We start from the raw sequence: 22,589 nt of genomic DNA, 5'->3' as shown, positions 1-22,589 counted from the left end.
GGCCGGGATCTATGCCGAAGTCCTCGGTCTGAACCGGGTCGGAGTCGACGACTCGTTCTTCGACCTTGGTGGCGATTCGCTGTCGGCGATGCGGGTGATCGCCGAGATCAACAGCTCCCTTGATGCGGACCTCTCGGTGCGCACGTTGTTCGATGCGCCCACCGTCTCGCAGTTGGCGCCGCACATCGATGCCGGTTCAGGCGGCCGGGCGCGGTTGATCCCACAGCAGCGGCCGCCGGTCCTCCCGCTGTCGTACGCCCAACAGCGGCTGTGGTTCCTCGAACAGTTGCAGGGCCCCTCTCCGATCTACAACATGTCCGTGGCGTTGCGACTCACCGGACCGGTGAACGCCGATGCCCTCAGCCTGTCACTGCGCGACGTGGTGGGCCGTCATGAGAGCCTGCGCACCGTCTTCAAGGTGGTCGACGGGGTCCCCCGGCAAGTGATCGTGCCGGCCGGACAGGCGGACCCGGGTTGGCAATTCGTGGACGCCACCGGGTGGTCGTCGGACCGACTCGATGAGGCGGCCGGTGCCGCGGCACGGCACTGCTTCGACCTGACCACCGAGATTCCTCTGCGCGTCACCCTGTTCCAGGTTGCCGACGGGGAGCACGTGCTGATCTCGGTGGTGCACCACATCGCTGCTGACGGCTGGTCGATCAACCCGTTCGTGACCGATCTGGAGAAGGCCTACGTCAACCGGTGTGCGGGCCGAGGGCCGGACTGGGCTCCATTGTCGGTGCAGTATGCGGACTACGCGCTGTGGCAGCAAGAGTGGCTTGGATCGGATACCGACCCGGAGAGCGTGATCGGGACCCAGGTGGCCTACTGGCAGGACGCCCTCGCTGATCTGCCCGAGACCCTGGCGCTGCCAACGGATCGTCCGTATCCCCCGGTCGCGGATTACCGGGGCTCGAGTGTGGCCATCGATTGGCCCGCCGATGTGCAACAGCAGATCGCCCGGGTGGCTCGGGAACACAACGTGACCAGCTTCATGGTGGTGCAGGCCGCCCTGGCGGTGCTGATGTCGGCACTCAGCGGCAGCAGCGACGTTCCGGTGGGTATCGCGACAGCCGGCCGCAATGATCCGGCTCTCGACGAGCTGGTGGGCTTCTTCGTCAACACGCTGGTACTCAGGGTCGATCTGGGCGGTGATCCCACTGTCGCCGACATCCTGAACCAGGTGCGCCAGCGTGGTCTGGCCGCCCTGGAACACCAGGACGTCCCATTCGAGGTGTTGGTCGAGCGGCTCAACCCGACCCGCAGCCTGACCCATCATCCGCTGGTCCAGGTGATGCTGTCCTGGCAGAACTTCGGCGGCGACCCGGCCTCGGCAATGACGCTGGGTGAGGCCCGCGCCACGCTGCTTCCGGCCGAAACGCGCACTGCTCGAATGGATCTGGTGTTCGCGTTGTCCGAGCGCCATACGGAATCCGGGACCGCCGACGGTATCACCGGGTTGGTGGAGTTCCGCACCGATGTGTTCGATGCGTCCAGCATCGAGGTGTTGGTCGAGCGGTTGCGGCGGGTGCTGGTGGCGATGACGGGGGATCCGTCGCGGTTGTTGTCGTCGGTTGATGTACTCGATGCGGCCGAGGTGGCGCGTCTGGATGTCCTTGGTCATCGGCAGGCGTTGACCGCACCGACGGTGGAGGCGTCGATTCCGGGGTTGTTCGCCATCCAGGTGGATCAGTCGCCGGAGGCGGTGGCGGTGCGGTTCGAGGGCCGGTCGTGGTCGTACCGCGAGCTGGATGTGGCGTCGAATCGGTTGGCGCACCATCTGATCGGTATGGGTTCTGGTCCCGGGCAGTGTGTGGCGCTGATGCTGCAACGCTCGGCGCAGGCGATCGTGTCGATCCTCGCGGTGTTGAAAACCGGTGCGGCTTATCTGCCGATCGATCCGGCTCATCCGGATGCGCGCGTCGAGTTCATGTTGACCGACGCTGCACCGGTGGCGGTGCTGAGCACCGGCGCTCTGGCCGGGCGGGTGGCGCGTTGGGGTGTACCGGTGGTCGAGGTTGACGATGCCCGTCTCGGGGACGGACCGGCGACGGCGTTGCCGGTGCCGGCTGCTGACGATATCGCCCACATCATTTACACCTCGGGGACCACCGGGCTGCCCAAGGGCGTCGCGGTGACCCACCAGAACGTGACGCGGCTGTTCGATGGCATGGATGTCGGTGTGGCGTTGGTGCCAAAGCAAGTGTGGGCGGCGTGTTCCTCACTGGCGTTCGATTATTCGGTCTGGGAGATCTGGGGAGCGCTGCTGCATGGCGGCCGCCTGGTGGTGGTTCCCGAGCACACCACTCGGTCGGCGCAGGAGTTGCAGGCGCTGCTGGTCGACGAGGGCGTCACGGTGTTGAGTCAGACCCCCTCGGCGGTGGGGATGCTGTCGCCGGTGGCGCTGGAGTCGGTGGCAGCGCTGATGGTGGCTGCCGAGGCGTGTCCGGCGCAGGTAGTGGATAGGTGGGCGCCGGGTCGGGTGATGATCAACGGTTACGGTCCCACGGAGACCACGGTGTACGCCACGGTCAGTGCTCCGTTGGAGCCTGGCAGTGGGGTGGTGCCGATCGGTTTACCCGTTCCGGGCGCGGCGTTGTTTGTGTTGGACCGGTTCCTGCGTCCGGTGCCGCCGGGGGTGGTCGGAGAGTTGTATGTGGCCGGCCGTGGGGTCGGGGTGGGTTATGTGCGTCGGACCGGATTGACCGCCTCGCGTTTTGTGGCCTGCCCGTTCGGTGGCCCTGGGGCGCGGATGTATCGCACCGGAGATCTGGTGTCGTGGGGCGCCGATGGCCAGTTGCGGTACGGCGGGCGCGCCGATGAGCAGGTCAAGATCCGCGGCTATCGCATCGAACTCGGCGAGATCGAGGCGGCTCTGGCCGGTATCGAGGGAATCGACCAGGCCGCGGTGATCGCGCGAGAGGATCGCCCTGGTGACAAGCGTCTGGTCGGCTATGTGACCGAAATGCTTCCGGGGACCGTCGATCCCGCTGGGATTCGAGCCGAACTCGGCACGCGATTGCCCGCGTACATGGTGCCTGCGGCTGTGGTCGTGATCGAGGGCTTGCCGCTCACGGTCAACGGCAAGCTCGACAAGCGGGCCCTACCGGCACCGGATTACACCGACACGGCTCGGTACCGGGCTCCGGACACGCCCCGGGAAGAGGTTCTGGCCGGCATCTTCGCCGAGGTGCTCGGCTTGGATCGAGTCGGCGTCGACGATTCATTCTTCGATCTCGGCGGCGATTCATTGTCGGCGATGCGGCTGATCGCCGCGGTGAACACCGCCTTGAACACCGAGCTGGCCGTGCGGACCCTGTTCGATGCTCCAACTGTCGCCGGACTGGCGCCCCGCGTCGACGCCGGCGCAGGCGGGCGGGACCCGTTGATCCCGCAACCGCGCCCCGCCGTCATCCCGTTGTCGTATGCCCAGCAACGACTCTGGTTCCTCAACCGATTCGAAGACGGCGCAGCCACGTACAACATGCCGATCGCGTTCCGGATCAACGGTGCGTTGGACGTCGAGGCACTGGGCGCGGCGCTGGACGACGTGATCGCCCGCCACGAATCCCTGCGCACGGTGTTCATCGACGTCGACGGGGTGCCATCACAACAGGTGCTGCCCGCGCAGGTTGGGATGTGGCGTCGGGGCGGTCCGACGATGGTGTCGCTGTCGGCCGTCGAGGAAGAGGATGAAGTAACCGCCGAGTTGGTGGCACTGGCGGGATATCGGTTCGACCTGTCCGCCGAGCCTCCGATTCGCGCCAGGCTCTGGAAGGTCGATTCCGACCGGTATGTACTCGGGATCATCTTCCACCACATCGCTTTTGACGGTTGGTCGATGGCACCGATGGTGCGCGATGTGGCGGCGGCCTATGGGGCTCGCCACGGCGGCCGGACTCCGGATTGGAGGCCGCTGCCGGTGCAGTATGCCGACTACACGCTGTGGCAGCGTGAGCATCTCGGCGACCTGGCCGACGAGGGCAGCCGGATCGCCGGGCAGCTGGCGTACTGGCGGCGCGAGCTGGCGGACCTGCCGGAGGTGGTGTCGCTGCCGACGGATCGGCCGCGCCCGCCGGTGCCGAGCTATCGCGGTGAGGGCGTGGAGTTGCGCATCGGCGCGAAGCAGTGGGCCGGGCTCAAGGCTGTGGCGACCGAACACCACGCCACAGCGTCGATGATGCTGCAGGCGCTCGCCGCCGTGGTACTGAACCGGGCCGGCGTCGGTGACGATGTGGCGTTGGGTACCGCCATCGCCGGTCGAATGGATGCCGCACTGAACGATCTGGTCGGGTTCTTCGTCAACACCTGGGTGCTGCGCGTAGAGGTGAATCCCGGCTTGCGATTCACCGAAGTATTGGATCGGGTACAGCAGAAGGCGCTGGATGCCTACGCCAATCAAGATGTGCCGTTCGAGCTGTTGGTGGAGCAGCTCAATCCAGCGCGTTCGACGTCACATCATCCGTTGTTCCAGGTGGCGTTGGTGTTCCAGAACAACGTGTTACCGGAGGTGTCCCTCGACGGCGCAGACATCGAGCCGGTCTCAGTGCTCACCCGGACCGCCAAGTTCGATCTGGATTTCGATATTCGCGAAGTGCCTGGCGACGGCGGGCCGATGGCTGCCGGAGTGCTGACCTATGCCACGGATCTGTTCGAGCGGTCCAGCATCGAGCGGCTGGTGGGCTGGTTCGACCGGGTGGTCACGGCGGTGGTGACCGATCCATCGGTCGTGGTGGGCGAGGTCGGCCTGCTCGGACAGGATGAACGAGAACTGGTGCTGCACAGCTGGTCTGGCTCTGGAGTCGATGCGCCGGTGGCGCCGGCCGATCAGTTGCTCAAAGATGCGGTGGCCGCCGCGCCCGACGCGGTGGCCGTCATCGATGGGTCACGGCAGCTGTCGTATCGCGAACTGGACGAGTGGTCCAATCGGTTGGCCCGGTTGCTGATCGGAACCGGAGTCGGGCCCGAGCGCGCGGTGGGGGTGGCGATCGGTCGGTCTGCCGAGTTGGTGGTGGCCTGGTGGGCGGTGCTCAAGGCCGGTGGTGTGTACGTGCCCGTGGACCGTGCCCATCCGGCCGACCGGGTCGCGACCGTCTTGGACACCGTCGAAGCGGCCTGCGTGCTGACCTACGGCTCTGACACCGTAGCCGGCGCCGGCGACCGTTCGGTGCTATGCGTCGATCAGTTGGACGTATCGAACTGGTCGGCCGATCCGGTCACCGACGCTGACCGGTCGGCACCGTTGAGCACTGACGACGCTGCGTATGTCATCTTCACGTCAGGTTCCACCGGTACCCCCAAAGGTGTGGCAGTCAGCCACGCCGGATTGGTGGGTGTGGCTGCCGCGCAACGCAATCTGTTCGATGCCGGCTGGCCTTCCCGGGTGCTGATGGTGGCTGCACCGACTTTCGACGCCTCGGTCTTCGAGATGATCTGGGCGGTCGGCTGCCAAGCGGCTTCGGTTATCGCAGCGCCGGACTCCTACGCCGGGGAGGCATTGACGGCGCTCGTGCACGACCAACGGGTCGATGCGGGAGTGATCACGCCGACCGTGCTGGCGACTCTGGATCGCGCTCAGTTGGCCGAGCGACTGGACACCCTACTCACAGCCGGGGAGGCCTGCCCGCCGGAGTTGGTGGCCGCCTGGGCGCCGGGGCGGTCCATGTACAACGCCTATGGCCCCACCGAAGCCACCATCTGGTCGACCTGTACGTCGCCGTTGACGGCGGGACAACCGGTCGGCATCGGTGCCCCGATTCCCGGGGTGTGTGCGCTGGTGCTCGATTCTCGGCTGCAGCCGGTGCCGGTCGGCGTGGTGGGCGAGCTGTACCTGGCCGGGATGCCGTTGGCTCGGGGTTACGCCGGACGATCGGACCTCACTGCGGATCGGTTCGTTGCCAACCCCTTCGGCAATCCGGGCGACCGGATGTACCGGACAGGAGACCTGGTGCGGTGGACCCCGGGCGGGGAGCTGCAGTACCTCGGTCGGGCTGATGCGCAGGTCAAATTGCGTGGGCAGCGGCTGGAGTTGGGGGAGATCGAGAACACTCTGCTGGCCTGTCCGCAGGTGAGCCGGGCCGCTGCGGCGGTGTGTCACCGAGACTCCGCTGATCATCTGGTCGCCTATGTCGCCCTGGAACAGTCCAGCACGGCCGATCACGATGCCGAAGTCGTCGATCAGTGGCAGCAGATGTACGACGAACTGTACGACGCGCAGGCCGAGACTCCGGAGTTCGGCAGCGATTTCCGAGGATGGAACAGCAGCTACACCGGCGCGGCGATCCCGCTCGCGCAGATGCGGGAGTGGCGTTCGGCCACCGTGGATCGAATTCTGGCACTGCGGCCGCGGCGCGTGCTGGAGATCGGCGCGGGCTCAGGTCTGATCCTGTCGCAGGTGGCGCCACACTGTGAACAGTATGTAGGCACCGACATGTCGGCCGTGGCAATGGAATCCTTGGCGGATTCGCTTGAGCGCATGCAGGTTCCGTGGCGGAACCACGTGCAACTACTGGCCCAGCCGGCCCACGTGACCGATGGTCTGCGCGCGAATCACTTCGATACCATCGTCCTCAACTCGGTCGTTCAGTACTTCCCCAATGCCGCATATCTGTCCGAGGTCATCGGCAAAGCTGTCGAACTCTTGGCACCCGGCGGCCGGCTGTTCCTCGGCGACGTACGCAACCACAGTCTGCAAGGTGCTTTCCAGACCGGGGTGGCACTGGCCCGGAACGCGAGCGAAGACCCTGACGATATCCGCCAGCGGGTCCAGCGAGCACTGCTCGGTGATCCGGAATTGCTCTTGGCGCCAGAGTTCTTCACCACCTGGGCGGCAGAGAACTCGGTCGTGGCCGGTTTGGACATCCAGGTCAAACGCGGTGAATCCGCGAATGAGCTGACCCACTACCGCTACGACGTCGTCATCCACAAGGCGCCGGTGCAGATGTGCTCGCCGGCGACCGCCCCAGCGTGGGTGTGGAGCGACTGCGCGGGGTTGAGTGGGCTGCATGTCGAGTTGACGTCGCAACGCCCGAACATGGTGCGCGTCATCGCGATTCCGCGGGACGGCGTGATTGCCGACGTGATGGCTGAACAGGCTTTGGCCGCTGGCCTCCCGCTGACCGAGGTGACCGCCCCGGCTGACCCGGTCACGCCCGAGCAGATTTACCGATTGGGCGAGGCCGCGGGATATCGGGTCGCGGTGACCTGGGGCGCTCAGCCGGGCACCGTCGATGCGGTCTTCATTTCAGAGGAAGGCGCGGCGGCCGCAGGGGTACTCACAGATCTCTATGTGCCGCGTCCCGGTAGCCGGCAGCGAAGCTCTTACGCCAACGATCCCGATGCCAACAGCAAGGTCAGCGTGGTACGCCAGTGGTTGGCAGAACGGCTCCCCGAGTACATGGTGCCGAGTCAGATCATGGTGCTGGAGGAGTTCCCGCTCACCACCTCGGGAAAGATCGACCGTAAAGCGTTGCCCGAACCGGTGTTTGCCGCTACCGCCTTCCGGGCGCCACAGACACCGATCGAAAAGGCGATCACCCAGGCATTCGCCGACGTGCTCGGTCTTGAGCAGGTCGGTCTCGATGACGACTTCTTCGCCTTGGGCGGAGATTCGTTGACCGCGACTCGGGTCAGTGCACGGCTGCAGTCGGCGGTGGGCCGCGAGGTGCCGGTGCGGTACCTGTTCGACGCGCCGACCGCCGCAAGCCTCGCGGAGTACCTGGAGCGACATCAGTGCGACGGAGCCCGTCCTGCCCTTCGGGCGGTTACCCGCCCCGACTTCATCCCGTTGTCCTATGCGCAGCAACGGTTGTGGTTCTTCGATCAGCTGCAGGGGCCGTCGCCGGTCTACAACATGGCCGTCGCGCTGCGGCTGAGCGGCGATCTGGACGTGGGGGCGCTCGGTCAAGCGCTGACGGATGTCGTCGGCCGACATGAGAGCCTGCGCACACTGTTCACGGTTTCGGATGGGATACCGCAGCAGACGGTCGTGGCACCCGAGGATGCCCAGCTGCGTTGGCGGGTCGTCGACGCCTCCCGATGGTCAGATGACCGGTTGACAGAGGAGATCGGCGCGGTGGCGCGCCACCCCTTCCGACTGGCCGACGAAATACCTTTACAGGCCACCCTTTTCGAGGTCGCCGAGAACGAACATGTGCTCGCGGCCGTGGTGCACCATATCGCTGCCGACGGTTGGTCGGTCACTCCACTGGTGGCTGATCTGGGCGCGGCCTACGCCCGTCGTTGTGAGGGTCGGGAGCCGGCCTGGACTCCGCTGCCGGTGCAGTACGCCGATTACGCCTTGTGGCAGCGCGAGCATCTCGGCGAGCTCACCGACGGTGGCAGCCGCATCGCTGCACAGTTGAATTACTGGCGAGAAGCACTGGCCGGCCTGCCCGAGCGGCTGCAGCTACCCACAGATCGGCCCTACCCGGCCGTGGCCGACTACCGCGGCGCCAGTGTGGCGGTGGACTGGCCGGCCGACTTGCAGCAAAGGGTCACCGCGGTGGCGCGGCAGCACAATGCCACCAGCTTCATGGTGGTCCAGGCTGCGCTGGCGCTACTGCTGTCGAAGCTCGGCGCCACTTCGGATGTGGCGGTGGGGATCACCGTCGCCGGGCGTACCGACCCGGCACTGGACGACCTGGTCGGCTTCTTCGTCAACACCCTGGTCCTTCGGGTCGACCTGGGCGGTGACCCCACCGTTGCCGAGTTGCTCGACCAGGTACGGCAACGCGGTCTGGCCGCCTTGGAGCATCAGGACGTGCCGTTCGAGGTGCTCGTCGATCGACTCCGGCCGGCCCGGTCCTTGACCCACCACCCGCTGGTGCAGGTGATCCTGTCGTGGCAGAACCTGGCCTGGCAGCACAGCACCGATCCCGCCGCCGGACTGGCCCTGGGCGACGTACGCGTCACTCCGATGACCGCGGCAACCCATACAGCGCGAACGGATCTCACCTTCGCCCTGGGGGAACGGTGGAGCTCAACCGGCGAACCGGCCGGGATTGGAGGCACGGTGGAGTTTCGCAGCGATGTATTCGACGCGAGAAGCGTTGAGCGGTTGGTTGAACGGTTACGTCGGGTTTTGGTGGCGATGACCGCCGAGGTGGAGGGGCTGTCATGACCGCTGATCTGAGTCGGCGGCTGTCGTCGCTGGATTTCCTCGACGAGGACGAGCATGCCGGGCTGTTCGAGATGGGCAACCGTGCGGTGCTGACCGCACCGGTGGCTCCCGCGTCGATTCCGGCTCTGTTCGCTGAGCAGGTGACTCGCGCGCCGGAGGCAGCTGCAGTCACCTGTGACGGCCGAACGATGACCTACCGGGAACTCGATGAGGCATCGAACCAGTTGGCGCACTCGTTGATCGGACTGGGTGTCGGCCCCGGTGAATTCGTCGCGCTGTTACTGGAACACTCTCTGCAGGCGATCGTGTCGATCTTGGCCGTGCTGAAATCTGGGGCAGCCTATCTGCCCATCGACCCAGGTCTGCCCGATGCACGGATGACGTTCATGATCGACGACGCCGCGCCGATCGTTGCGTTGACTTCCGCTGAGCTGGCCTCGCGGCTGGACAGCATCGAGTTGGTGGTCATCGACGTCGACGATTCCCGGATCGACAGTTATCCGGTCAGCGGACTGCCTGGAGCAGCTGCCGACGACCTCGCCTATGTCATCTACACCTCGGGCACCACCGGTGTCCCGAAAGGGGTGGCGATCACTCATCAGAACGTCACTCAGTTGATCGAGTCGGTGGATCCGGTCTTGGCCGGCCCGGACCATGTCTGGACGCAGTGGCACTCGCTGGTGTTCGACGTCTCGGTGTGGGACATCTTCGGTGCCCTGTTGCACGGGGGCCGTCTGGTCGTGGTGCCCGAGCATGTGGCGCGATCGCCCCACGACCTGCACGACTTGCTGGTGACCGAGCACGTCACGGTGTTGAGTCAGACGCCCTCGGCCGCCGGGATGATCGCACCGGAGGGTTTGGAATCGGTTGCGCTGGTGGTGGCAGGCGAGGCGTGTCCGCCGGAGTTGGTCGACCGGTGGTCGGGTGATCGGTTGACGATCAACGCCTATGGACCGACCGAGACGACGGTGTATGCCACGATCAGTGCTCCACTGGACGGGACAGAGGACGGGGCGACCAGAGTCGTCCCCATCGGGGGCCCGGTGCCCGGTGCGGCGTTGTTCGTACTCGATCAATGGTTTTCCCCGGTGCCGGTGGGCGTGGTCGGGGAGTTGTACGTCGCCGGCCGTGGTGTGGGAGTCGGTTATGTGCACCGCAGCGGGCTGACCGCCGCCCGTTTCGTGGCCTGCCCGTTCGGTGGGCCGGGGGCGCGGATGTACCGCACGGGCGACCTGGTGCGGTGGGGCGTCGACGGCCAGTTGGAATACCTGGGCCGGGCCGATGAACAGGTCAAGATCCGCGGCTATCGCATCGAACTCGGTGAGGTTCAATCGGCGCTGGCCGGTCTACCGGGTGTCGACCAAGCGGCGGTGATCGCCCGTGAGGACAACCTCGGAGACAAGCGTCTGGTCGGCTATGTCACCGAAACCGCCCCGACGGCAGTCGATTGCGGGGCGATACGTGCCGCGTTGGCCGAGCGGTTGCCGTCCTACATGGTGCCGGCGACGGTGGTGGTACTCGACGCGCTCCCGTTGACCGTCAACGGGAAGCTGGACAAACGCGCTTTGCCTGCGCCGGAATACGTCGATGCAGATTCCTACCGGGCGCCGAGCACTGCGGTCGAGGAAATCCTGGTCGGCATCTACGCCGAGATACTCGGACTCACCCGCGTCGGTGTCGACGACTCGTTCTTCGACCTCGGCGGTGATTCGCTGTCGGCAACCCGGGTGGTCAACTCGATCAACACCAGCCTGAATGCCGATGTCGCAGTGCGGGCGGTGTTCGAGTCGCCCACGGTGGCACAGTTGGCAACTCGCGTCGGCACCGGCTCAGGCGGGCGCGAACCGTTGGTCGCGGCCGACCGCCCCGCCGTGCTGCCGTTGTCCTACGCGCAGCAGCGCCTGTGGTTCCTCGACCAATTGCAGGGCCCCTCGGCCATTTACAACATGGCGGCGGCACTGCGTATCGACGGGCGGCTGGATGCCGCGGCTCTGGGCCGGGCGTTCGCCGACGTCGTCGGGCGGCAGGAAACCCTGCGCACCCTGTTCGCGGCGGTCGAGGGAGTACCGCAGCAAGTGGTGATGCCGGCCGAGCAGGCCGACTTCGGCTGGCAGGTCATCGACGGGCGTGACTGGTCGGCGGCGCAACTGGCGGCGGCGATCGACGCGGCCCAGGCCCGCACTTTCGACTTGGCTGCCGAGATTCCTTTGCGGGTCACGTTGTTCCGCGTCGCCGAGGAAAGTCATGTCCTGGTCGTCGTGGTGCACCACATCGCCGCCGACGGGTGGTCGGTGACGCCGTTGGTGACGGATCTGCGGACGGCGTACGTCAGCCGATGCGCGGGCCACCCGCCGGAGTGGGCGCCGCTGCCTGTCCAGTACGTGGATTATGCGTTGTGGCAACGCAACTTCCTCGGTGATCTGGATGACGGCGACAGTCGCATCTCTCGGCAGACCGCATACTGGCAGGCCGCGCTGGCGGGGCTGCCCGAGCGATTGGAGCTGCCGACGGATCGGCCCTATCCGCCGGTGGCCGATTTCCGCGGCGCTACCGTAGAGGTGCAATGGCCGGCCGAGGTTCAGCGACAGATCGCTCGGGTGGCACGGGAACACGACGCCACCAGTTTCATGGTCGTGCAGACCGCATTGGCGATGCTGCTGGGTACGCTCAGTTCCAGTACTGATGTGGCAGTGGGGTTTCCGATCGCCGGGCGGGGTGATCCAGCACTCGACGGGCTGGTCGGGTTCTTCGTCAACACGCTGGTACTACGGGTGGATCTCGACGGAGATCCCACCGTCGCCGATCTGCTGGCCCAGGTCCGTGGGCAGGCCCTGGCCGCCTACGAACACCAGGATGTGCCGTTCGAGGTGGTGGTGGACCGGATAAACCCCACCCGCAGCCTGACTCATCACCCCCTTGTGCAGGTCACCTTGGCCTGGCAGAACTTCGGCGATGATCCGACCGCCGCGGCAGTGCTGGGCGATGCGCAGGTAACGGCACTGCCGGTGGACACCCGCACGGCCCGAATGGATCTGGTGTTCTCCCTGGGAGAGCGTTTTGACGACTCCGGAGCCGCCGCCGGCATCGGCGGGAACGTGGAGTTCCGCACGGATGTCTTCGACCGGGCCAGTATCGAAAACCTGATCGCCCGATTGCAGCGGGTCGTGACGGCGATGACCGCCGACCCGACGCGGCGGTGGTCGTCGGTCGACCTGCTCGACGAGTCTGATCAGGTGCGGTTGGATGCGGTCAGTAACCGGGCGGTGCTGGTGACACCGATGCAGCCGGCATCGGTTCCAGCCGTGTACGCCCGGCAGGTCGCCAAGGCCCCCGGGGCGCTCGCGGTGACGTTTGCCGGGCACTCGATGACCTACCGGGAACTGGATGAGGCGTCAGACCGATTGGCGCACGAACTGATCGAACATGGTGCCGGGCCCGGCAATTGCGTAGCCGTGCTCTTGGAGCGATCTGACAAGGCGGTTGTGTCGATCCTCGCGGTGCTGAAGTCAGGTGCGGCCTACCTGCCGATCGATCCGGTGCATCCCGACGCCCGGATCGAATTCGTGCTCGCTGATGCTGCGCCGATTGCGGTGATCACCAACAGTGGATTGGCCGACCGCTTGCTCGGCCACGGCGTGCCGGTCATCGACGTCGACGATCCCAGAATCGATTCGAGGTCGAGCGCCGCCTTACCGGCGCCGTCACCCGACGACGTCGCCTACGTCATCTACACCTCCGGCACCACCGGTGTGCCGAAGGGAGTAGCCATCACCCACCACAACATCACCCAACTGATGCTGTCCGGACTTCGTGTACCTCTGGGCGGCGCCTGGCCCCTGTGCCATTCTCTGGCGTTCGATGTTTCGGCGTGGGAGACCTGGGGCGCGCTCTTGCACGGTGGTCGGTTGGTCGTGGTACCCGAGTCGGTGGTGGCCTCCGCGGAGGATTTCCACGATCTTCTCGTGGCCGAACGAATCAGCGTATTGACCCAGACTCCTTCGGCGGCGGCCATGCTTTCGACCGAAGGCCTGGAGTCGACGGCTTTGATGGTGGCCGGTGAGGCATGTGCGCCCGAGGTGGTGGATCGGTGGGCACCGGGCCGGGTGATGGTCAACGCCTACGGCCCGACTGAAACAACTATGGGCGTGACCATAAGCGCCCCGCTGGTGCCCGGATCCGGTGTGGTGCCGATCGGTGTGCCGGTGTCGACGGCGGCGTTGTTCGTGCTCGATCGGTGGTTGCGTCCGGTGCCGACGGGAGTGGTGGGCGAACTGTATGTGGCGGGCCATGGGGTCGGTGTCGGCTATGTGCGTCGCAGTCCTCTGACCGCGTCGCGGTTTGTGGCGTGTCCGTTCGGTGGGTCGGGGATGCGGATGTATCGCACCGGGGATGTGGCGCGGTGGGGTGCTGATGGGCAGTTGCAGTATCTGGGTCGGGCTGATGAGCAGGTCAAGATTCGTGGGTATCGCGTTGAGTTGGGGGAGATACAAGCAGTTTTGGCCGGTATGGCTGGAGTGGATCAGGCTGCGGTGATCGTGCGTGAGGATCGACCGGGTGACAAGCGACTGGTTGGTTATGTTACCGAAACAACCAGCGCCACCGCCGATCTCAATGACGTGCGGACTCGCCTGGTGCAGCGGTTGCCAGGTTATATGGTCCCTGCGGCCGTGATGGTGTTGGAGGCGTTGCCGTTGACGGTGAACGGCAAGCTGGACAAACGGGCATTGCCCGCACCGGATTACTCCGACGTTGATCGCTATCGGGCGCCGACCACCGCGGTGGAGGAGATTCTGGTCGGCATCTATGCACAGGTGCTCGGACTGCCGCGGGTCGGGATCGACGACTCCTTCTTCGAGCTGGGAGGAGATTCCCTGTCGGCCATGCGGTTGATTGCCGCGATCAATACCAGCCTGGATGCAGAGTTGGCGGTACGCACCCTGTTCGATGCACCCACCGTCGCCGGGTTGGCACCGCGGATCGGCGCCGGCTCGGGCGGGTTGCCGGCGTTGGTGGCGCGGCCACGACCCGACGTGGTGCCGTTGTCCTACGCCCAGAACCGGATGTGGTTCGTCAACCGAATCGAGGGCGAGGTCGCCACCTACAACATGCCCACCGCGTACCGGATCAGTGGGGCGCTGGATACCGCGGCGTTGCGGGCAGCGCTCGCCGACGTGGTCGGCCGGCACGAGAGTCTGCGCACGCTGTTCCCGGCAGCCGAAGGGGTGCCCCGGCAGGTGGTGGTACCCGCAGAGCAGGCTGATTTCGGCTGGCGCATCGTCGACGCCGGTGACTGGCCGGTAGCGCGGTTGACCGAGGCGGTGACTGCCGAAGTCGGCCACAACTTCGACCTGGCGACCGAGATCCCGTTGCGGGCCATGGTATTCCGGGTTGCCGACGGCGAACACGTGCTGGTTGCGGTGGTGCACCATATCGCCGCCGACGGCTGGTCCATCGGGCCGCTGGTACGTGATCTGGGGATGGCCTATGCCGCCCGCAGCGCAGGCCATGCCCCCGACTGGGTACCGCTGCCGGTGCAATACGTGGACTACACCCTGTGCCAGCGGGATCATCTTGGGGACCTGACCGATGCGGACAGCCCGATCGCTGCCCAGGTGGCCTACTGGGAGCGGGAGTTGTCCGGGTTGCCGGAGTTGTTGGAGTTGCCGACAGATCGGCCCTATCCACCGGTGGCCGATTATCGGGGCTCCAGTGTTGCCATCGATTGGCCGGCCGCACTGCAAGAGCAGGTGGCGCGGGTGGCACGCGAGCACAACGCGACCGGTTTCATGGTGGTGCAGGCCGCATTGTCGCTGCTGCTGTCCCGCCTGAGCGCGAACACCGATGTGGCCGTGGGATTCCCGATCGCCGGCCGGCGTGATCCGGCGCTGGACGAACTGGTCGGTTTCTTCGTCAACACGTTGGTGTTGCGAGTGGATCTGGCCGGGGATCCGACCGTCGCCGAACTTTTGGAGCAGGTACGGGCCCGCAGCCTGGCCGCGTACGAGAACCAGGATGTGCCGTTCGAGGTATTGGTGGAGCGGCTCAATCCGACCCGTAGCCTGACCCATCACCCGTTGATCCAGACCATGTTTGCCTGGCAGAACTTCCCCGGTCTGGATGGTGACCCGTCGGCAGCCCTCGCCCTCGGCGACGTGCAGGCCGCGCCGCTGGCCGCGCAGACCCACTCGGCCCGAATGGATCTCGTGTTCTTCCTGCGCGAGCATTGGACGGAGTCCGGTGCGCCGGCGGGAATCTGGGGGACGGTGGAATTCCGGACCGATGTCTTCGATGCGGTGACCATCGAAACGCTGGTCGGACGGTTGCAGCGGGTGTTGACGGTGATGACCTCGGATCCCTCGCGTCGGCTGTCCTCGGTGGGCGTGGTCGATCCTGCCGAGTGTGCTCGGCTGGACATCCTCGGCCATCGTGACGTACTGAGCGGGCCGGTGGCGACGGCGTCGATCCCGGCATTGTTCGCCGCGCAGGTGGACCGCGCACCGGAGGCGGTGGCACTCCGGTTCGAGGGCCGGTCGTGGACATACCTCGAATTGGATGAGGCGTCGAATCGGTTGGCGCACATGCTGATCGATGATGGCGTGGGCCCCGGACAGTATGTGGCGTTGCTGATGGCCCGGTCCGCTCGGGCGATCGTGTCGATCCTGGGGATTCTCAAGACCGGAGCGGCGTATCTGCCGATCGATCCGGCTCACCCGCAGGGGCGGGTGCAGTTTATGCTGGCCGATTGCCGTCCGGTCGCGGCGGTCACGACCGCTGATCTGGCCGACCGACTCGACGATGGCGCCTTCACCGTCATCGATGTCCACGATCCGCGCATCGATGCGCAGCCGTCGACCGCTTTGACCGACCCTGCCCCCGAAGACCTGGCGTACGTGATCTACACCTCCGGTACCACCGGCCGCCCCAAAGGCGTTGCCGTCACGCATCAAAATGTGACCCGGCTCTTCGACGGTCACTTTGCGGGCCTGGAGATGGGGCCGCACCAGGTTTGGTCGGCATGCTCGTCATTGGCCTTCGACTACTCGGTGTGGGAGATCTGGGGCGCCTTGCTGCATGGCAGCCGCTTGGTGGTGGTGCCCGAACAGACGACACGCTCACCACAGGAACTACACGCATTGGCGATCGCCGAAGAGGTGACGGTGCTGAGCCAGACCCCGTCGGCGGTCGGGATGCTTTCCCCGACCGGTCTGGAGTCGGCGACCCTGATCGTCGCTGCCGAGGCGTGCCCGCGCGAGGTGGTGGATCGGTGGGCGCCGGGTCGGGTGATGCTCAACGGTTGCGGGCCGACCGAGACCACGGTGTACGCCACGGTCAGCGCTCCGTTGCAGGTCGGCAGCGGGGCAGTGCCGATCGGTCTGCCGGTGCCGGGTGCGGCATTGTTCGTGCTCGATCGGTTCCTGCGCCCCGTGCCGCAAGGGGTGGTCGGCGAGTTGTATGTGGCCGGACGAGGTGTGGGAGTCGGCTATGTGCGACGGCCCGGTCTGACCGGATCGCGCTTTGTGGCCTGCCCCTTCGGCATTCCGGGAGCCCGGATGTACCGAACCGGTGATCTGGTGTCGTGGGGCTCTGACGGACAGCTGTACTACGGCGGCCGCGCCGATGAACAGGTCAAGATTCGCGGCTATCGCATCGAACTCGGCGAGATCACGGCCGTGCTGACCGCCGAGCCGCGGGTGGCCCAGGCGGTGACTGTCGCCCACGCGTCCGCCTCGACCACCGGCGAGAAGCAGTTGGTGAGTTACGTCGTGCTCGACAAAGAGAGGATGTTGGTCCGCGAGCCGGCACGGGAGATCGCGTTGGTCGAACAGTGGCAAGGCGTATACGGAGACTTGTATACAGGTGAATCCTTCACCGAAGGCGCACCGACGGAGCTGGGCGAGGATTTCGGCGGCTGGAACAGCAGCTACACGGGAGATCCCATTCCGCTGGACGAGATGCGCGATTGGCGCTCGGATACGGTGAACCGGATCCTGAATCTGCGGCCGCAACGGGTGTTAGAAATCGGCGTCGGCTCCGGCCTCCTCCTCACCCAGGTGGCACCCGAATGTGTCGAGTATTGGGGCACTGACTTTTCCGCACCGACGATTCAGACGCTGCAGGCCGGGGTGAGCGGTGAGCAATGGGCGGACCGGGTGCGGTTACGGGTACAGCCGGCCGATGCGGAAGACGGCCTTCCGGCCGGACATTTCGACGTGGTGGTGCTCAACTCGGTCATCCAGTACTTCCCCAGCGCGGGTTACCTCTTGGACGTGCTGGCCATCGCCATGCGGGCCCTGGCGCCAGGTGGAGCGTTGTTCCTCGGCGACGTGCGGCACTTGTCTTTGCTGCGGGCGTTCACCACCGGAGTGGTGTGCGCCGACAGCAGCGGCGACGAGGACGGTGCCGCGGTGGCGGAGAGGGTCCGCCGGGAGATGCTCGCAGAGCAGGAACTGCTGCTGGCACCAGAGTTTTTCGTTGCGCTACCCGAGCACCTGCCCGACGTCACGGCGGTCGAGTTACAGCTCAAGGAGATGCGCGCGGTCAACGAGCTGAGTCGGTATCGCTACGAGGTCGTGCTGCGCAAGGGGCCGGCACCGGTGTACTCGGTCGCCCACCTGCCGTCCGAACCGTGGGAGCGTTTCGGCAGCCTGGCAGGACTGGAGCGGCATCTACGGACACAACGGCCCTCCGAGCTGCGTGTCACGGGAGTACCCCACGCCGGAATCTGGTCGGACGTGGCGATGGCGCACGCACTGGCGGAACCGGGGGACCGGTTGACTGTCGGTGAATTGCATAGCCGCGCAAGGTCTTGTGCCGAGGCAGTGTTGCCACACGAGTGTCACCGGCTGGGCCGAGAACTGGGCTACCGCACGGCTGTGACCTGGTCACCGACCGACGGCCTCGTCGACGTCATCCTCACCCGCGCAGTGGTGGAGACCGGCACGCCCCCTACCCTGGCGGACGTCTACCTGCCGCAGAGCGCGGTCGGATCGCTGGCCGCATACGTCAACGATCCGGCGGCGATCGAGAGAGTGGCCGAATTGCGCGCCTTCGCCGGTGACCGCTTGCCTGACTACATGGTTCCGGCCGCGATCATGGTGTTGGACTCCCTGCCGCTGACGGTCAACGGCAAACTCGACCATCGTGCGCTCCCGGCGCCCGAATTCAGCAGTGGGACGGCCTATCGGACGCCGCGGGACGAGCGGGAACGGTTGCTGGCGTCCTTGTTCGGTGAGGTTCTCGGGATCAGCCGCGTCGGTATCGACGACAGCTTCTTCGATCTGGGCGGGCATTCGCTGTCTGCCACCCGGTTGATCGCCCGGATCAGGCTCGAGCTGAGGGTCGACATCCCGATCAAGGCATTGTTCGACGCGCCGAGTGTCGCCGCACTGGCCGAATGGATCCGCCTCCACGCCGCCCAACACGACGGACCGCCGTTACATGCATATGCGCGGCCGCCGGTGGTCCCGTTGTCCTATGCCCAGCAACGGCTGTGGTTCTTGGACCAGTTGCAGGGACCGTCACCGGTGTACAACATGCCGGCCGCATATCGGATCAGCGGGACATTGGACGCCGAGGCGTTGGGGCGTGCCCTGCGTGATGTGGTGAGTCGTCACGAGAGCTTGCGCACGGTGTTCGCTGCACCCGACGGTGTTCCGCAGCAGGTGGTGCTGCCCGTCGATCGAGTGGACTTCAACTGGCAGGTTGTCGACGCCGAAGACTGGCCGGTCGAGCGGATCACCGAGACAGTCGGCGCCGAGGTCGGGCACAGCTTCGACCTGGAAACCGAGATTCCGCTGCGCGCAAAGCTTCTGCGCGTCGGAGCCGATGAGCATGTGTTGACGGTGGTGGTGCACCACATCGCGGCCGACGGATCATCGATCCGGCCGTTGATGCGTGATCTGGGGGTGGCTTACGCCTGCCGCTGCGCCGGACTGGCTCCGGAGTGGGAGCCGTTGCCGGTTCAGTATGTGGATTACACACTGTGGCAGCGTGAACATCTCGGTGATCTGGGCGACGCCGACAGCGTCATTTCCGCGCAGGTGGCGTATTGGGAAAAGGCGTTGGCCGGGCTACCCGAGCGGCTCGAATTGCCGACCGTCCGGCCCTACCCGCAAGTGGCCGACCATCGAGGTGCCAGTGTGGCAGTGGACTGGCCTGCGGAGTTACAGCAGGGAATCGCACAACTGGCTCGACTGCATGACGCCACCAGTTTCATGGTGATGCAGGCAGCCTTGGCGATCCTGTTGTCGAAGCTGAGCGCGAGCAGCGATGTGGCAGTGGGCTTCCCGATCGCCGGTCGGCGGGACCCGGCGCTGGAAGATCTGGTCGGCTTCTTCGTCAACACGCTGGTGCTGCGGGTAGATCTGAGTGGTGATCCCACCGTTGCGGCGTTGCTCGAACAGGTGCGTGCCCGCAGCCTCGCCGCGTATGAGCATCAGGACGTACCCTTCGAGGTGCTCGTGGATCGGCTCAACCCCAGTCGCAGCCTCACCCACCATCCGTTGATTCAGGTACTGTTCGCCTGGCAGAACTTCGCCGTGAAAGAAAGTGGGGAATCCGCTTCGGTCTCGCTGCTGAACGATGTTCGGATCAGCCCACTGTCGGCTGATACCCATTCTGCGCGAATGGATTTGGCCTTCTCTCTCGAAGAGCGCTTCAGCCCGGCGGGTGAACCCGCGGGGATCGGCGGAATGGTCGAGTTTCGCACGGACGTGTTCGACGCGGCCGGCATCCGGGTACTCGTCGATCGGTTGCGGCGCGTCGTGCAGGCGCTGATCGTCGATCCGGACCGGGCGGTCTCGTCGGTGGACCTGCTCGATGGGGCGGAGCAATCCTTCGTCGAAGAGGTCGGCAACTGGAAGTCGTTGACCGAGTCGGTCCCCGCGAAGTCGGTACCGGAGCTGTTCGCCCATCAGGTCGCCCACTCTCGCGAGACCACGGCACTGAGTTTCACCGGCGGCTCGATGTCCTACCGAGAGTTGGATGAGGCCTCGAATCAGTTGGCTCACCTGTTGATCGACCGAGGTGTCGGGGCGGGCATGTGCGTGGCACTCCTGTTCAGCCGCAGTGCCGAGGCGATCATTGCGATGCTGGCGGTACTGAAGACGGGGGCAGCGTACCTGGCGATCGACCCGGCCCTGCCCGATGCCCGTGTGCAGTTCATGATCGGTGACTCGATGCCGGCGGTCGCGATCACCACGGCGGCCGCGGCCGGCCGGCTGGCGGGATTCGCCCTGCCGGTCATCGACATCGGCAGCGCCGAGATCGCCGGTTACCCCACGACGGCGGTACCGCCGGCGTCGGCTTCGGATATCGCTTATCTGATCTACACGTCCGGCACCACCGGTACACCCAAGGGCGTCGCGATCAGCCACCACAGCCTGGCTCATCTGGCCGCGTCGATGCCGACCGGACTGCCGGCGAAGCAGGTCTGGACACAATGTCATTCGTACGCTTTCGATTTCTCCGTGTGGGAGATCTGGGCTGCGCTCCTCACCGGTGGTCGGCTGGTCGTGGTGCCCGAAGACGTGGCCGCCTCGCCGGCAGAATTCCATGACTTCCTGGTGGCGCAGCAGGTCAACGTGTTGACCCAAACCCCGTCCGCGGTGGCGGCGCTCGCCCCGGAAGGTTTGGAGTCGGTTGCGTTGTTGCTCGGTGGTGAAGCCTGCTCGTCCGACGTGGTGGATCGGTGGGCGCCGGACCGAGTCGTGATCAACGCCTACGGGCCGACCGAGGCGACGGTGTATGCGTCGATGAGTGCTCCGCTGGTGCCCGCGTCGGGTGTGGTGCCGATCGGTGCTCCGGTGTCGACGGCGGCGTTGTTCGTGCTCGACCAGTGGTTGCGTCCGGTGCCTGCGGGGGTGACGGGCGAGTTGTACGTGGCAGGTCGCGGAGTGGCCTGTGGGTACCTCGGGCGGTCGGATCTGACGGGATCGCGGTTTGTGGCGTGTCCGTTCGGTGGGCCGGGGACGCGGATGTATCGCACCGGGGATGTGGTGCGGTGGGGTGCTGATGGGCAGTTGCAGTATCTGGGTCGGGCTGATGAGCAGGTCAAGATTCGTGGGTATCGCGTTGAGTTGGGGGAGATACAAGCAGTTTTGGCCGGTATGGCTGGAGTGGATCAGGCTGCGGTGATCGTGCGTGAGGATCGACCGGGCGACAAGCGACTGGTTGCCTACGCCACGGAAACAACCAGCGGCACGGTTGATCCGGAGCGACTGAGGGCGGACTTGGCAGAACGTCTGCCCGCCTATCTGGTTCCGGCCGCGGTGGTGGTCGTGAATGCGCTGCCGCTGACGTCTAGCGGAAAGCTCGATACCAGGGCATTACCCGCGCCGGAGTACCGGCTGGGTGTTTATCAGGCACCCGGGACTCCCACAGAGCAGATCCTGGCCGGCGTCTACGCGGAGGTGCTCGGGTTGGACCGCGTCAGCATCGACGATTCCTTCTTCGATCTGGGCGGAGATTCGCTGTCGGCCATGCGAGCGGTCGCCGCGATCAACAAAGCACTGGACACCCAGCTGGCGGTGCGCGTCATGTTCGACGCACCGTCGGTGCGGAGCCTGGCGCGACAGGTGGGGAGAGCCGACAGCGAGCAGGAAGTGGTGCCGGTCGATGTGCTCAAGGATGGTGCGGGCGTGCCGTTGTGGTGCATTCACGATGGTTTCGGCTTGAGCTGGTCGTACCGGGCGCTAGGCGAATACCTTGATGGTCCGATCACTGGCCTCAACCAGGTCCCACACGACGACGAATCCGAGCCGGTGACGATCCGGCACATGGCCGAACAATATGCCGACCGGCTGCAAGCCCTCCATCCGGAGGGGCCGTACCAGCTTCTCGGCTGGTCCTTCGGTGGAGTTGTCGCGCACGAGGTGGCCATCGAGCTACAGCGCCGCGGCTGCGAGGTGCAACGACTGATCCTCATGGATGCGGCCCTCAACCTGAACAAAGCACGAGGATTGCGGGTCGGCGGTTACCGCACGGTGGCGAAGAACCACGCGCTGGCCGAGGGGCTGGTACTTGAATATATGTTGGGCTCCAACCACATTGAGGTCCCGACGCATCGGCGGCCACTTGGCTATCGACGGGTGGAAAAGATGGCCGAGCAACACAGGGATTCGGGATTCGTCCCGCCGCCCAGGGCGCTGGTCGAGTTCATGGTCAAGAGCCTCACCGCGAACCAGTTGCGACTGCTCGACCATGAACCCGAGGTCTTCGACGGCGACGTCGTGATCTTCTCCGCCTCAAGTCAGCGGCCTGGCGACAACGCGGGTACGACAATCCGGTCACGGTGGCGGAGAATGCGCAACCGTGCGGCGGTCCGCTCTCACCTGCAGAGCTGGCGACCGTTCGTCACCGGCAACATCACGGCCCATCCGGTGGACTGCACGCACTACGAGATGTTCACCGGCGCGTCGCTGCGCCAATACGGCAACCTGCTCAAGCTTTCGCTGGAGAACGGTTAGGG

Annotated in this window: 2 protein-coding genes (1 of these 2 cut by a window edge); both read left to right on the top strand. The window is 65.8% G+C overall.

The window, feature by feature from the left end; translation table 11 throughout:
* On the top strand, window positions 1-9,121 hold the end of the coding sequence (locus tag A5733_RS28010; protein WP_076241736.1) for a non-ribosomal peptide synthetase. It extends 10,436 nt beyond the left edge of the window; 9,121 of the gene's 19,557 nt are visible here — the last part of the coding sequence; the start codon falls outside the window, past its left edge; its stop codon occupies window positions 9,119-9,121.
* Window positions 9,118-22,587 (top strand): non-ribosomal peptide synthetase, encoded by a 13,470-nt coding sequence (locus tag A5733_RS22575; RefSeq protein ID WP_076241735.1) that lies wholly within the window; start codon window positions 9,118-9,120, stop codon window positions 22,585-22,587. Before A5733_RS28010 ends, A5733_RS22575 begins: the two co-directional genes overlap by 4 nt.
* Window positions 22,588-22,589: the final 2 nt, after the last annotated feature.

The sequence above is a fragment of the Mycobacterium sp. NS-7484 genome (genome assembly GCF_001953975.1).
GTDB lineage: Bacteria > Actinomycetota > Actinomycetes > Mycobacteriales > Mycobacteriaceae > Mycobacterium.
This window is presented reverse-complemented; position numbering and strand designations above follow the sequence as displayed.